At 41.7% G+C, this 14,485-nt stretch carries 16 protein-coding genes; all 16 read right to left on the bottom strand.

Annotated features, from left to right (window positions below):
• Positions 1–6 precede the first annotated feature (6 nt).
• Positions 7–594 carry an RNAase gene (locus K9J17_11215; GenBank protein MCF8277293.1) on the bottom strand — a complete coding sequence of 196 codons (588 nt, stop codon included), beginning with the start codon at positions 592–594 and terminating at the stop codon, positions 7–9.
• 88 nt (positions 595–682) lie between these two features.
• Entirely contained in the window at positions 683–1,243 is a 561-nt protein-coding gene (locus tag K9J17_11220) for a hypothetical protein (GenBank protein ID MCF8277294.1), read from the bottom strand.
• Positions 1,244–1,407: 164 nt separating this feature from the next.
• Positions 1,408–2,400 carry an alpha/beta hydrolase gene (locus tag K9J17_11225; protein ID MCF8277295.1) on the bottom strand — a complete coding sequence of 331 codons (993 nt, stop codon included), beginning with the start codon at positions 2,398–2,400 and terminating at the stop codon, positions 1,408–1,410.
• A gap of 144 nt (positions 2,401–2,544) precedes the next feature.
• Positions 2,545–3,495 carry a T9SS type A sorting domain-containing protein gene (locus K9J17_11230; protein MCF8277296.1) on the bottom strand — a complete coding sequence of 317 codons (951 nt, stop codon included), beginning with the start codon at positions 3,493–3,495 and terminating at the stop codon, positions 2,545–2,547.
• A gap of 39 nt (positions 3,496–3,534) precedes the next feature.
• The gene (locus K9J17_11235) at positions 3,535–3,975 is read right to left on the bottom strand and encodes a hypothetical protein (GenBank protein MCF8277297.1); all 441 of its coding nucleotides are present in this window, start codon (positions 3,973–3,975) and stop codon (positions 3,535–3,537) included.
• Positions 3,972–4,526 (bottom strand): hypothetical protein, encoded by a 555-nt coding sequence (locus K9J17_11240; GenBank protein MCF8277298.1) that lies wholly within the window; start codon positions 4,524–4,526, stop codon positions 3,972–3,974. The genes K9J17_11235 and K9J17_11240 overlap by 4 nt, the downstream gene beginning before the upstream one ends.
• 198 nt (positions 4,527–4,724) lie before the next feature.
• Entirely contained in the window at positions 4,725–5,351 is a 627-nt protein-coding gene (locus K9J17_11245) for a hypothetical protein (GenBank protein MCF8277299.1), read from the bottom strand.
• A 108-nt stretch (positions 5,352–5,459) separates the two neighbouring features.
• Complete coding sequence (locus K9J17_11250; GenBank protein MCF8277300.1) at positions 5,460–6,071, bottom strand: hypothetical protein; 612 nt, start codon at positions 6,069–6,071, stop codon at positions 5,460–5,462.
• A gap of 275 nt (positions 6,072–6,346) precedes the next feature.
• Positions 6,347–6,721, bottom strand: a complete 375-nt coding sequence (locus K9J17_11255; protein ID MCF8277301.1) for a hypothetical protein — start codon at positions 6,719–6,721, stop codon at positions 6,347–6,349.
• 141 nt (positions 6,722–6,862) lie between these two features.
• Positions 6,863–7,447, bottom strand: coding sequence for an HAD family hydrolase (locus tag K9J17_11260; protein ID MCF8277302.1), 585 nt, complete (start codon positions 7,445–7,447; stop codon positions 6,863–6,865).
• 148 nt (positions 7,448–7,595) lie between these two features.
• On the bottom strand, positions 7,596–10,079 hold the full coding sequence (locus K9J17_11265; GenBank protein MCF8277303.1) for a T9SS type A sorting domain-containing protein: 2,484 nt from the start codon (positions 10,077–10,079) through the stop codon (positions 7,596–7,598).
• 22 nt (positions 10,080–10,101) lie between these two features.
• Positions 10,102–10,587 (bottom strand): hypothetical protein, encoded by a 486-nt coding sequence (locus K9J17_11270; GenBank protein MCF8277304.1) that lies wholly within the window; start codon positions 10,585–10,587, stop codon positions 10,102–10,104.
• 335 nt (positions 10,588–10,922) lie between these two features.
• Complete coding sequence (locus K9J17_11275) at positions 10,923–11,834, bottom strand: hypothetical protein (protein MCF8277305.1); 912 nt, start codon at positions 11,832–11,834, stop codon at positions 10,923–10,925.
• A 172-nt stretch (positions 11,835–12,006) separates the two neighbouring features.
• A complete protein-coding gene (locus K9J17_11280; GenBank protein ID MCF8277306.1) occupies positions 12,007–12,669 on the bottom strand; it encodes a hypothetical protein in 663 nt (220 codons plus the stop codon).
• A 152-nt stretch (positions 12,670–12,821) separates the two neighbouring features.
• The gene (locus tag K9J17_11285; GenBank protein ID MCF8277307.1) at positions 12,822–13,379 is read right to left on the bottom strand and encodes a hypothetical protein; all 558 of its coding nucleotides are present in this window, start codon (positions 13,377–13,379) and stop codon (positions 12,822–12,824) included.
• 172 nt (positions 13,380–13,551) lie between these two features.
• Positions 13,552–14,485 (bottom strand): T9SS type A sorting domain-containing protein (locus K9J17_11290; protein MCF8277308.1); only part of this gene is annotated, 934 nt, incomplete at its 5' end.

Genomic DNA, 14,485 nt, shown 5'->3' on the forward strand with positions numbered 1-14,485 from the left:
GCTCGTTTATTCTTTCAGTACCATGTCTATGCACATCACGGCTGCCACGATCAGGATTCTGATAGGATTGTCGGGCGTCACCTTTTCGTCAATTTTCAAGATGTAGTTATCGGCACTGGTAAACATCTCTTTGCCAATACCTGCCCATTGTTTGCTTACCTGCGCAAATTCGATGTTTTCTTTAATGAACTTGAAATCCCAGCTGGTCCATTTGCCTTTCAGCGTGCAGAGGTTTCTTTCGCTCGCATCTATCACATCGAATTTCCCTCCCAAGGAGAAGAATTTCTGCTTGAATTTACCGATCAGCACATCGTTCTCGTCAAACACTTCCACGGTAGAAAGGAAGATGGAAATTCCGCGCTTGATGCTCAGCACTTTTTCTCCCGTATCGGTTTTAATATCGATGTGGAAAGGTGTCATTCGCTTGTAATCGCTAAAGCGCAGGATCTTAGTGAAAAAACCGAGGTTCTCTTCTCGGCAGGTCATAATGATCTGTCGGTTCACAGGATCATAGATATCGAAATTGTTGGCGGCCTTGAACATGCCAACATGCTCTTTTACAAAGTATAGATTTCGGTTGAGGACGGAATTCATGCGGAGGTATGAGGTTTGGGGTTGGTTTAATTTTGTTGGATGAAAGTAGGATTTTTAGGCAGCGCTTGTGCCATGCCAATTTGTATTACTACTCATTTACAATTCGTTGAATTCTCATTCTATGCTGCCGTTGCAGTAGAATTGGATAGAAGTTACCTACGATATTGATGAGGTTGGTTACAGCTATCAATAGGTCATATCCTTTCCACAGCAACAACACAGAAACCATCATAATGGACACAAATGAGGCTAGATGCCCGAACTCTGATCGCTTCGATTGTTCGATAAGGTTGGCAATGCCTTGGCGCGTTCCGTTAAAGTATCGCTTTCTGTTCTTTGCCTTTCCCCAATAGGCCAACATCAGTAAGGTTCTGAAATACTTGAGCCCCATTATGCGGACAACCAGAGCCAAGGTCTTCGGTTGCGATATTGTATAGTAAGATGCTGGCAATAGCCTGTATGTTGGAAATACGAAGCCGACAAAAGCAAACACTCCGGTAATGAAGAGGTTGATGATCATGGCCGTGAAGAGCATTTCTCCGGTACCCATACGGTCGGCATCCATTTGGAACAGCACGCGCAGTAACTCTACTGAACGGTAGAGAAGGAATAACGAAAAGAAGGGGAATAGCACGCGTTTAACGGTCATTGATCATCGTCTTATGGCCATTTCTGCTCCTTTCTGTGTAAGCGGTTTGGAGATGAATGGATCTGATCGGATGAAAGTAAGATTTTGACCGTGTTCTACACACCATGTCATCGTTTACGCACAACATTGCACGTGATACCGACACCTGCCATGCGGCATAAAGCCTACCTTAAATGACCATTCAGGAATTGGGCCACTTCTTCCAAGCATTTTTCTCCTTCGGGCAGACCGCGCTCTGACTGAAAGGCGTGCCACATCCCTTCCCAGATCCTGAGCTCCACGCTAACATTTGCATACTTCATAGACCAATAGAGTCGGACACAATCACTTAGAAAGAGGTCTCTTGTGCCTGTGGTGATGATGGTGGGCGGAAAACCTTTTGAGTAATCTGCATACACCGGAGAAAGGTACGGGTCTATAAGAGGTCGGTCATTGACATATGCCTTTACGGCCTTGTTCAATTGGCCGTTCCAGGCAAGAATTGGATCGCGATGACCGTTTGCCTTGTAACTGTCGCCCACACCGCTAAGGTCTGTCCAAGGAGTAAAAAGACCAACAGCAACAGGCATTGGCAGCTGATTGTCTCTGGCCTTAAGTAGCATGGTCAAGGCCAAATTACCACCTGCCGATTCGCCAATGACCAGTGTTTTTGCTGCGGGATGGATCGCTGTGATGGCAGCATAAGCATCATACAATTGATTGAGTGCTCTTGGAAACTTGGCCTTAGGACTTAGGTCGTAGCTGAGCGAAATAACGCGAACACCCAATTTGGCAGCCATGTATAGCGCTGTAAGGTCATCGGCAGAACCGATCAGGAAAGCCCCTCCATGAATGTAAATGGCCACAGCACTGTCGTTTTTCAGCACAGGCGGACTGATAACCAATATGGGGACATTGGAGATGGTGTCTACAGAAACATGTAGATCCAGATCTTGAGCAAGGCTTGTAAACAATGGGCCATCGGATGCCGCCAGTTTTTCGCGGACCATCATTGTCAATTTCTCGGTAAATGGAATCACAGGTACCCTGGTGGCCTTATGTTCCTTAATGAAACCAGTTGCTTGGCCACTTATGGTCTTAGACTGCTTATGAGTGATGGAGCAGGACGCAAAGAACGTCAGTAGGAAGAGAGCGGTGCTTAGTGGAAGATGTTTCAATATACAATGCTGTTGCAGAAAGCGAACGTAGGAATAATTGTGTGCGTAATTGCTTAGGTGCTTCGAGTGTTGGCAGAAACCACCAAGGCTTGCGTACTATTTCGAGCCCCTATTTTTATAGTAGTGGTGTGCTGCCATTTTCTTTCAATGTTTCACAATGAGTTTAGTTGCATTTCCGCTGTCAGCCCGAATGAAGTATATACCATTTGCCAAAACAGAAACGTCAATTTCAACCTGTCCGTTTTTAACTGTCACCGATGAAAGGTTTCTGCCAGAAAGGTCTGTCAAATGGATGTGATTGCTGATAGTCTGAACCATGACTGATTGACCCGCAGGGTTTGGATAGATGGTCGGTGCGGTTTTTTCGATTTCTTCCACGCTTGTGTAAACATTTAGCACAGAACAGTCCTGCCCAAATGAAATTTCATTGTCATTATAACATGTCAGGTTGTATGGGCTGCCACCGTCCGCGAACGGAGCGTTAAGAGTGCAGAACTCATGTACAGATAGAAAGCTTATTTGCTTACTTCCTAGCCGTTCAAATATGGTGTCCGTTTCCAGCATTTGGTCGGCAGAAGAACCTGAATAATTCACTTTCAAGTAATACAGTTCTTGACCTTGATAAACTATATGTCCAGTATCAAGAACATTGACGGTTATCAACGAGTCACAGTTGTAAGACCAACTACCTCCGTCCAAATAAAACTGAGGAATTGTCCAACTTTCGCCAGGCAATGCGCCAAAATCATAAAGCGTATCAATCTGGTCGTTGTATGAGTTCAAATGATGGGCATAAAGAACGCTGTCTTCTTCAAAGAATGCCATGTCGGTAAGAACCGATGTTGTGTCAAAATATGCTGAGTCGAAAGAATTTGTCCCACCGAGGTAAGAAACGGAGTAGTCGTGGTATCGAGTATAAAGATTTCCGTCAATAAGCGTGTCGCTGTCAATAGTCAGCTGCTTGAAACCAAGATAGTTTCCCGAAAAGAAAGCTGTCCAATGGAAAGTGTACTGAGCGTCAGGTTTATTCCAAAACTGTCCAAATGTGGTGACCGTTGAAAGTGTCAGAAAACTGATGATTAAAAATCGTCTCATGGGTCGGCTTTTTATGGCAGGTGTTGTGTATGGTTTTTTTCAATCAATTCGTATTCTTCTACTGGTAATGTCTTCGTCAAATTTGACCTTAAAACTCTTTATTCGGTCAGCGTTCATGACGCCATTTTCGTCAAAAACCCTTTGTTCTAATAGGAATTTGATGTTATTCTGCCACAGATTATAACTGGAAATTTCGGCTTTGATATCTTCTTTAAGGAAGGTGTAAATGGTATAGTCGTCATCGCGATAATCTGGTCCGGGCGTGCCACCGTGATCTTGTTTGATCATTATCAATTCTTCATCTGTTTCTAAACTGAACAGACTTATCCATCCTGGGTGGTTGCCTTTCTCAAACCTGAACAATTCACGACCATCAATTAGCACCTTGTCGTTCTTCAGTTTTATTTTTTGTGCTGATGAGGTAGCTGAATAAGTAACCAAGAAGATTAGAAAGACAAGTGTTTTAAGTACGGTTTTCATAGTAGTAGTACGTTTAAATTGCTGGTATTAGTTTTTGTTTTTTCTATTTCAGTTGTGAGCAGATTCTGTCGAATCAACCATGTTTCAATTTCCTTTACCAGCCAGTCAGCACAATCGTCACCGCCAAAGCTGATTCGCCAGCCGCTATTTCGCTGTATTGTCAGGAAACCGCCAGCAAAGGGTGACATGCTTGGATTTAACGTCAATCTGTTGTCTGACTTTCCATGAAAAATCAAACAAGCGCCTTGTTTTGAAACATGGTTGTATCGAAACCGTCTTCTAATGGGATATAAATACCAATTCTGAACTATTACATCTGTTGAAGTCAGTTCAATTCTGTCTGTTGTGAAATGGTACAGCAGAAAAAGCAGACCTACGAAAACTGCTATCACTATGATCAGCATGCTTGATCCCCATAGAAGGAATGCAGGTATTGGTCCTAATGTTACGACTGCCCCAATAATGAAATTGAATGTCCAGGTCGGATGAGAACGAATGCTAAACTTTTGGTCATCGTTCTGCTCAACTATTACCTTTTCAAGGTCTACCATATTGCTACTTTGCTGAGCATTTTCAAATTAACCCCAACGGTTTCCGCTAAAGATAATGCGTTAGAATCTGCCGTCCGTTACCTCCTTTGTCGGTGAGCTCCCTTCGGTCGGTTCGCCATGCGCAGACAGCGCAGAACGAAACTGAGACTGACTGACGTACGGTCGCACGCATTAGGTTTAGTGGGTGTTGTAGGTAGTTTATTCCTCAAGATGTCGCCTCTTTAAATTCCAAGTTTGAGTTCCATTGATTGTGTCGTGAATAACGATTCTTACAATTCCAACCGTTTCTGAAAAGTAGAAATCGGTGTCGTATTCAAATTCGCTCTGATACTGGAAGTCTGCTTGTACGCTCATTTTTTGAACGTTATAGAACACCTCATTCAGTATGAGTAGATTGTCAATTTGTTCACCAACTAGAAGTCCATTGAAAAAGTAACCTTCTTCTTGATTCACTAAGAAGATTGGCTGTCCGTCCTGTCCCCATTCTCCGCCTCCATTGTACTTGATGGAGTTAAATATCAGATAATGATTGAACACGGTTCCTTGCGTAACATTTTCATATGTCAGACTGACATATTGATTAAGGTCGCAGGCATTTTTCGGGCAATTACTTGTGAATCCAGAATCGCAGTGGGCAAGTACGACACTATCCATATTCATTGATTGATCTTGATAAATCCAATATGAACCTTCGTTAAAGACGAAGTTCTGTTTGAACGATTCATCTAAGTAAGAGTAGTCGGCCTGACGAGTGGGGTCATCCTTACTGCAAGAGTTTAGTGTCAGAACAAACAGTATAACCAGAAATATGCGAGTTGAGCTCATTTTAAATTACTTACAACGTTTTACAACTATGAAAATAGGGCTTTAATACCTGCGTCCTTTCGCCCGAAACTGAAAACTGCAAACCGAGATGAACTTGCGGCAAGCACTTCACGCCCTGTTTTTATAGTTGGTGTTGTGTGTAGTTTTTATTTCGTTCCACAAATATTTACATGCGTGAGCCTCTGTTTGAAATTCTAGACAACTAGTTTTACCGCCTCTCTCAGAATAGTAGGTTTCCCAAGCGCCAGTTTCCAATTGTCTGATGCAATATGCTTCATTAGGATATTCCTTATCAAACTCCACAACATTTGGGTTAATACCGTTATCAGTCATTAGCTTTCTAAGGTCATTGATTGTGTTGAGTGTGGGTTTTAGTTTTTCTTCCAACTCACAAAAAATTGTCCGAAGGTTGGACTTGTCGGTCATTGAGAAGATTTCCAATAAATAACTGACACTTTCCGCTTTCCAAGCATATTTCAGAACGTCTTTATTGTATCGTTTCAAGAGTTTTGTAAGATTGGATTTGGTAGTGTCGCCATCGATTTCTTCTTCCAGCACAACAAGAAAGTCGTTTAGAGATTGAATTGAAATTGTCCAGTCACGTTGGGCATCAAGGATTTTCTCGGCAATTTGTTTGTCAGTTTCGTCAACGATTTGGCCATCATAAAACTTGTCATAGAGTTCGTCAAACGTCAGAAAGGGAATTTCATTCGTGTCCAAGTACTCTTGAACCGATTTGTACAATTTTGGCTTGCGTTTCCAGAAGCACATGAGCTGATTTCAAATTAACTATAACATTTCGTCCTACGTTAGAAACTGCTAAATTTTCAAGTTAGAGCCGCGCTTTCAGATGGCTTTAAAAATTACACACAACGGTTACAACTATGAAAATAGGGCTTTAATACCTGCGTCCTTTCGCCCGGAACCGAAAACTGCAAACCGTGATGAACTTGCGGCAAACACTTCACGCCCTATTTTGATAGCAGATGTTGTGGTTAGTTGTTTTTTCCAAATGCGCTAACCTTTACTGATTCAGATTTTCGCCTTGCTGTTTTATAGATGTTCTTGTCAAATTTTTCAAAGATGATTTCATTCATTTTCGCATTATAGCAAAGAATGTAATCGGACAAGTCGCAACCGACATGTTGCGTTTCTATACCGTATTCGGTATTGAGAACATGCTGGTAGCGGTAGTCAATTCCATCACCTGTCAGGAACTGTTTCAGAGTACCATTTTCAATGTCAGAACGCGCGTCAGTTTCCCCTGATTCGCAGCCGTACTTGCTGAAAACGTTATTGTCCTGAGCATTTGAATTTAACGCTCCGAGCAACAAAATTACTGTCGTCAATGTCAAAGCGTGATGTCTCATATTACAATTAACCACAACGTTTCTCAGCTATGAAAAATAGGGTTTTAACTGCTTCGCCCTGTCCCACAGGACAGGAGTGAACAGATAAACCCGAACCCTGCGTAACTGATGAGCCCCTATTTGACATAGCTGGTGTTGTGGTTAGTGTTTGATTTTTTGTTTCCAGTTTCTTTTTTCGACCGCACGGACGTTTTGGCAATTCTTTAAGCTGTCGAGATAGTGGATTAGGTCTTGGAGTTCTTGGTCAGCGCCTTGTCCCTTGAACTCTTCAACATAAATAGCGTTTCCGTAGTTTTCTTGCGATTTATGCGGACTATCGTCAATGATTAGGATTTGCTCCAAGTTGTAACCCAGTTTCTTTAGCTTCTTTAAGCGCTTTAAATAATAATGATGGTCCAACAGGTCAACATTCAAATCGCCTTCACTGTCAAAAGTTTCTGGTTTCTTAAAGGTTGCTTGTTTTCGAGACCAACAGAATTTTGCTTCTCTAGTTAGATTCAAACGTTCGGTTATTTCTTCAACATACGTGTCTGATGCTGAAGACCAAATCGCCATGTCAAAATTGGTTGTCACATAGCGGATGAATTCTTCAAGGAACGGTCGTTTATAAACGAAGTAGTCACCCATTTTGAAATCTTCCTCATTTTCAAGTCGACTCCGAGTAGCGTAAACCAACGTTTCGTCAATGTCCAAAACCAGCAATATGGGCGACTTCTCTAGCGTCATTTTACATTAACCACAACGGTTTTTGCTATGAAAAGCAGGGTTTAGACAGCTTCGACCTTTCACCTGAAAGTGAGTTTGAAGAAACTGCTGAAGCTGCGTGACGCACTCTCACCCTGTTTTTCATAGCAATTGTTGTGGTGTCGTTGTTTTATTCTTTTAATATTCTGAATGTCTCTCGTCTTCCGTCAACGTTAGTTACGAAAAGAAGATAAAGTCCAGAATTAAGTTCACTAATTGTCAAGTGATGGAGTTGTCCGAAGAAAACGCTACTATCCACAAGTTTTCCAACCGCGTCATACAATTCAAAACTGTAGTCGTCAGCGACCTCTGTTTGAATACTGATTTTGTCAAAAGCTGGATTAGGGAAAATTGAAATTTGACTGTCCTTGTCGTTGCCTGAGAGACCAACTGTCAATAGACTGATAGAATCGGAAAATGCTTGACATCCATTGTTGTCTGTGAGCAGAATGTAGTAATAACCGTTCTGTGTCGGGGTGTAGGTTTGATTGGTTTCGCCAGTAAGGACTGCTCCTTCAAAGTACCATTGATTTCCATTTGGCACGTCAGATTCAAGAGTAGTTCCATTAAGAGATATTTCAGGAGCAACAGGCAATGGGTTTACAACAACAGTAGTTTCCAATGATGTCGCACTACAGCCAAAGGAATTTTCTACAGTTAAGTAATAGTCGTCTGCGGAACTAACATAAATTGACTGCGTAGTTTCTCCATTCGGAAACCACAAATATTCCGTTTCTACAGATGCGGTAAGCAATATCGAATCACCTTCGCATATCGTTGTTGAACCGCTGGCAGAAATTGTTGGGACAACGGGTAGAGCATTGACGATTACTTCAACGTCTGAACTTGTAGCCTCGCATCCGTTTCCGTCCGATACAGTTACAGAATAGATGTCAGAATCTGTGACAGTTATGCTTTGCGAGCTTAAACCGATAGACCATGAGTAATTATCGCCAATACTTGAAGTGAGAATAACAGAATCTCCATCACAGAAAACAGTAGGTCCACTGCTTGAAATTGTTGGGGTTGGTGGCAAATCATTCACTAGAACAACTGCCGTGTCCGATGTTGCAGAACATCCATTTCCATCAACCACGGTCACAGAATATTCTCCAGAATTGAGTGCGGTTATTGTTTGAGTTGTAGCACCATTCGACCACAAGTAGTCAGCTGAAATACTTGACGATATTATCACAGAATCGCCTTGACAAAATGTCAACGAACCGCTTAAATCCAATACTGGACTTGGTAATGGATGAGCAACAATCATGGTTTCCGAAGATGTTGACGAACAACCGTTTGCGTCCGTCACGACAATCGAATAATCACCAGAAGATTGGACGGTGATTGACTGATTTGTGCTAGCATTTGACCAGAGGTAGGAATCCGCTGAAGATGAAGTAAGAATAACCGAATCTCCTTGACAGAATATACTTGCACCGCTAAGTGAGATACTGGGTTCTGGTGGATTCGGATTAACCGTAACGACTAATGGCTGTGATGATGCCGTACAACCGTTTTCATCTGTGACGGTTACAAAATAAGAACCCGCTTCATAAACAGCAACGGACTGAGATTCTTGATTTTCATAAGACCACAAATTACCAGTCGTGCTGCTCGATGTTAAAACAACGCTATCTCCTTCGCAAAACGTAGTTGATCCAGTAATTGCTACGGTAGGAGTAACAGGCATACAGGTATTGTACTTCCACACTTGACTGATGCCGTTACCAGCGTATATATAGTTGTCAGCAGCAGCCAGTGACCTAATACTTGTGTTCGTGAACCCTGTATTAAAAGCACTCCAATTATCCCCGTTATCACTGGACACATACACCCCACCACTGCCAATTGCGGCATAAATTATTCCATTGGAGATTACCATCGAATAAACCGAAAGATTAAGTGTATTGAGGTCAACCCAATTACTACCATTGTCTGTGGATCTATATACGCCACCATCAGTCCCAGCGAAAACAGTACTTCCATCCGTAACTAATGAAAGGATATGGTCATTATTGTCAAAAACATTCCCAACCCAAGACCAAGAACTACCATTGTTTGTCGAATGATAAAGTCCAGCTCCATCTGTCCCCGCAAAGACATGACTTCCATTAGTGGCAAGGGATAAAATCGTAGAATTCGTTGGAATTGACAACTGTGACCATGAAGAACCGTTATTCGTGGTTTTCCAAACACCAGGATTTGAACCAGCATATAAACCACTACCATTCTTGGCAAATGAAGATATTGTAGGGTCAGTTGGAAGTCCATTGTTGACAGCTACCCAGCTACTTCCTGTGTCACTTGATAGGGCGACACCGTCATCAATCCCAACCGTTGCACCGTCATTTACACCTGCGAACACATTGGAACCGATATTAATAAAGGCATGGATGTCGGCAGATGGAAACATTCCGTTATTGGCGGTATTCCAAGTGCTTCCTGTGTCTGTCGATAAATAGATGCCATCGTTAGTTCCAGCATAAATATTCTGACCATCAACGAGCAAGCATTGAACACCGCTAACTTCAAAGTCTGAAATCTGCTGCCACTGTGCTACTGAGGTAGATATTGATAGACTGCAAATTATAGTCACAAATAGGTCTTTCATTTTTCTGATTTAGTATGGCGTTCTACGACAATAGAATTTCGATTGTTTTGACAAAGTCATTATCCGAGGTTTCTTTCTTTGTTTTATTGATTAGGTCGGGTAGACAACTTCTCATCAAGCTTTCAAGTTTGCCAATCTTATCAAACTCGGCATTAAAGTTTACCAGTACCAACTTTAAGTTATCATACGCCATTCTTGCTTCATATTCAAAAGTGTCAGAAGTGTTGCCTTGAGTGTAAGGGAATTCCTTGTGTTTGAGTAGGGAATTGAACCATGCAAATTTTCTCGGGTCAAAATGACAGCTTATTCTTTCTGTGAAACTTTTGCTGGAAGCTTTACCGACATAAACCATTTTGTCAGAATTGCCCTTAAAAAAGTAAATCCCAGTACCGTGATATATTATTTCATCTGTTTCTGAATCGATAATCAAGTCTTTCATCAAAAACTCATTAAGTTTTTTTCCTGTGTTCTTCTTCCTGATTTCGTCACAGAATGAGGCAAGTGTCATTGACTTAATTTCTGAATACTGAAAGACATATTTCATAAGGTTTATTCTGTCAAGGAGAAGTTGTCCGTGGATGTAATTGCAACACCGTCAGATAAGGGAAACTCTTTAATTGGTCATAGTGTAAGTCCGTACAACATCTGCGGTTTAGATTTCACGTTTCAGGTTGTTTTCACAATGCACCACAACGGTTACTGCTATGAAAATAGGGCTTTAACACCTTCGACCTTTCACCCGCAACCGAACTTGGTAGAAACAACCGAGACTTGCGTACCTGTCGTCACGCCCTATTTTGATAGCAGTTGTTGTGCAATCGGCTTTTCTTTTCATTCCTGCTGTCATAGGTTTTTCATGAAGTCGGCTTCTGATAAGATTTCAAGTTCCGACCCCTTTTCAATTAGCGTAATGGCTTTGGCTTGTTTACTGCTCATTCCGTCTTCGCCAACGACACGGTAATCTTGTTGTCCAACGACTAAGAAGTCCGTGCTTTTCGTGACACCTTTTCCGATGATGCCCCCGATGTCAGCAATTGCTTGTTGAGCTTCAGACCTAACCATAGATGAAAGTGCTCCTGTAAAAACAACGGTTCTTCCATAAAAGATACTGTCAGTATTGTGCTTAGATGGATCGCCAACTATGCTGTCGAGGTCTTTCGGCTTGTACGTTCGTTTAGTTTGAGACGGCTGATAACCACCGCTGTAAAGTTGTCCAACAGTTGTTTTTAGTTTTTCTGGGAAATCGTCAATTGAAGAAACTCCAGCAGCCTCGAATGCTTTCAAAGCAAGTTCGGCAGTTGCTCTGCTGTCAGAGCCTGCGCGGTGATGTTTGAATTCGATTTGGTTTAAGCGACAAAGTGATTTCAAGTCATAAGCGGGCAGTCCTTGCCAAACCTTCTTTGAGAAAATATAACTGCACGAGTAATTCAATGTCGGGAATGGTAAACTATATGCTTCAAGAGTTCTACGAAGCACACTCATGTCGAAACCTGCGTTGTGGGCAATTAGAAATTTGTTTTCTACGAGCGGTTTTATTTCCGACCACAGTTCATTGAATTCAGGCTTGTCCGCTACATGTTCAGGACGAATACCATGAATGAGTATGTTGAAGTAATCGAATTCGGGATAGATTGGTTTGATTAACCATGATTTCGTTTCCACAATTTGTCCAGATTGAACAAATGTCAACCCTATTTCACAGGGGCTGTCGCGTTGAGCTGTCGCGGTTTCAAAGTCTATTGTAATGAAGTCCATTGGTAAGTTTCAGGTTGGTACTGAGTGTCATTAAGCTGTTGCACAACGGTTTCCGCTAAAGATAATGCGTTAGAAACTGCCGTCCTTTCGCCATGCACGGACAGCGCAGAACGAAACTGTGACTGACTGACGTACAGTCGCACGCATTAGGTTTAGTGGTTGTTGTGTGTAGTTATTTCTTTTCAAATTCCGATTTCGCTATCTGATTTCCATGTTCGTCCCAATAGATTGTGTCGCAACATTTACTCGAAAACATTTTGAGCGAACCGTTCTTGTAGTATTCAGTTCTGTGGAGGAAGCTGCCGTAAATGTCTTCCTTGAAATTCTCAGCATTTATTTTTCCAGTCGGGTAGAATTCAAGTTCAATTCTATTTGCGTCATTCAGTTCGTCTGCATTGAATACGACCAGTCTTAGTTTGCCTGTCTCATACCAGTTCTTGAATGATACGTTGTAATACATGCCTTCCATTTTCTTGTCGTCATGGTTATAAACAGTAATTGTCGTGTCCCACCTGTTGAATTCCTCATAAATTTTTATGCCGTCTTTATTCCAAAATTCCTTTTTAAAGTACAATCCCTTTTCAGGGTAAGAGTAGCTGGCGGCTATCTGCGACTTTTCAGTGTCGTAATAAATTTTGGTTGTCGATAAGCACTTGACAAATGCGTCAAAGTTTTTCAGGGTGAAAACGGTGTCGGCCTTGATTGAACTTGAAGTTGTCGAATTAGGCAAGAACATTTTTACAAATGCTGTGTCAGAAACCGTAAAACTCGTCTCTTGAGCGGAAGACCTGTCCTGAATGAACAATATGGCAAGAATGAGGAGGAGTTGCTTCACGGTTTTATAATTACACACAACGGTTTCCGCTAAAGATAATGCGTTGGAAACTGCCGTCCTTTCGCCATGCACGGACAGCGCAGAACAAAACTGAGTATGACTGACGTACTGTCCAAGCATTAGATTTTAGCGGTTGTTGTGTGTTCGTGCTTTTATTTTATTTCCCAGTTTTCAAGTACGTAACTCCCAAACAGGCCCTCCCTGCATTCAATATTAAAAATGCCAATCGGTCGTCCGTCTATAGGTTTTCTGTCTAATAGCTTATAGACCTCCTTACTTCCAGAGAACGTTTCGAGCTGTCCATTGAATTCATAACGTATTGATGCCCAACTTCTGCTCGTGCCTTTAAGGACATCCAATATTTCCAAGTCATACGTTTCAAGCGGGTTTTGTTCAGAGTAAGCCTTATTTACAAAGCAAAATGGCAATAGAATGAAACCGTTCAGAATAAGAGAAAATCCAATCGTGTATTTGATTGCATTCAAGGTCACGACCAGTTTTTCCTTTCGTACATCTTTCACGTTAAACAGCAGAAATTTTCTACGTGTCAGAATTACAAGTAAAAGTCCCGCAATTATTGGAAAGTAGTAGATGAGAAAAGCTGGTTCGTTAAGAATGTCCTTGCCGTAAAAGCGATTGTTTATTACCATAAAAATGCCGCTGATAATCAACAGATACCAAAGTGGTTTCTCATTTTTTTCAACGTTCATGGCTTCACTTTACTAAAGAGCTTTCGGTACGCGTTCAGCATGACACACAACGGTTACAACTATGAAAATAGGGCTTTAATACCTGCGTCCTTTCGCCCGAAACCGAAAACTGCAAACTGTGATGAACTTGCGGCAAACACTTCACGCCCTGTTTTTATAGTTGATGTTGTGGTTAGTACTTTAATATTTTCTTCGTCAATGTCGTGTCGCCAAGAAAAACCGTGACGAAATAAACACCGTCTTTCAATTGCCTTATGTCCACAGATTGATTGCTGGATTGCAGTAAACCTGACCGGACTTCCTTTCCAAGAATGTCGCGCACGTAAAACTGTCCAGCGTTGACCTGCTGCTGGCGAATAAAAATTTGACTTGATGAAGGATTTGGATAGATGTCAAACCCAACCATTTCAGCGTTTTCAATGTCAAGAATGATGTTAACCAAACAAGCGTCATGAAACTCGCTTTCCCAGTATAATATGCCGTCTTCGTGCGAACAGGTTAAGTATAAACTTTCTGGAAATTCCGTACTGAAAACCCTTGGCTTGTGAGGGAAAAGTGGCCCGTGCCAACTACCAATTCCTTCAATCCAAATTTCATAGAAATTTGTGAAAGCATTTGGCCCTTCTGGTTCGTCAAATGATAGTCGCTTATACATTTCGCCATTGATTTCAACGCTGTCAACTTCAATAATATCTATGTATTCCGTCTCAAACCCGAAGTCAAATAAGAAGCTGTCGCCAAGTGCGAGATTGAAATTATAGATAGTGTCTGTTGTACTAGCTGTATCCTGAAAGACTACAAAACCGTCTGACGAATTGATAAGTCCTTCATATTCCAAGTTTGCGGAAAATGAACTGTCAGGCGTAGAGTACATTTTTAGCCAAGTTTCGCCACCGATTATAGTATCTCCTTGAAAACCGTAAACGGTTGTCACGGTTTCAATAAAGCTCGGATTTTGCGGGTTGCCATTTCCGTAAGATTCGGCTACAAACCACCTTGAACTTTCATTTTCAAAGTGGTTTGCCGTCTGAGCAAACAGAAAAAATGGGCAAACGATGCAAATTAGAGTTAAGGTTTGTTTCATGCTCTTTAGTATTAACCACAAC

The sequence above is a fragment of the Flavobacteriales bacterium genome (assembly GCA_021739695.1).
GTDB lineage: Bacteria > Bacteroidota > Bacteroidia > UBA10329 > UBA10329 > UBA10329.

Coding starts and splice junctions, on each gene's coding strand:
- K9J17_11255 (MCF8277301.1), bottom strand. CDS start 6,721: ATGAGACATCACGCTTTGACATTGACGACAGTAATTTTGTTGCTCGGA.
- K9J17_11285 (MCF8277307.1), bottom strand. CDS start 13,379: ATGAACGTTGAAAAAAATGAGAAACCACTTTGGTATCTGTTGATTATC.
- K9J17_11245 (MCF8277299.1), bottom strand. CDS start 5,351: ATGAGCTCAACTCGCATATTTCTGGTTATACTGTTTGTTCTGACACTA.
- K9J17_11275 (MCF8277305.1), bottom strand. CDS start 11,834: ATGGACTTCATTACAATAGACTTTGAAACCGCGACAGCTCAACGCGAC.
- K9J17_11235 (MCF8277297.1), bottom strand. CDS start 3,975: ATGAAAACCGTACTTAAAACACTTGTCTTTCTAATCTTCTTGGTTACT.
- K9J17_11215 (MCF8277293.1), bottom strand. CDS start 594: ATGAATTCCGTCCTCAACCGAAATCTATACTTTGTAAAAGAGCATGTT.
- K9J17_11260 (MCF8277302.1), bottom strand. CDS start 7,447: ATGACGCTAGAGAAGTCGCCCATATTGCTGGTTTTGGACATTGACGAA.
- K9J17_11270 (MCF8277304.1), bottom strand. CDS start 10,587: ATGACACTTGCCTCATTCTGTGACGAAATCAGGAAGAAGAACACAGGA.
- K9J17_11265 (MCF8277303.1), bottom strand. CDS start 10,079: ATGAAAGACCTATTTGTGACTATAATTTGCAGTCTATCAATATCTACC.
- K9J17_11220 (MCF8277294.1), bottom strand. CDS start 1,243: ATGACCGTTAAACGCGTGCTATTCCCCTTCTTTTCGTTATTCCTTCTC.
- K9J17_11230 (MCF8277296.1), bottom strand. CDS start 3,495: ATGAGACGATTTTTAATCATCAGTTTTCTGACACTTTCAACGGTCACC.
- K9J17_11240 (MCF8277298.1), bottom strand. CDS start 4,526: ATGGTAGACCTTGAAAAGGTAATAGTTGAGCAGAACGATGACCAAAAG.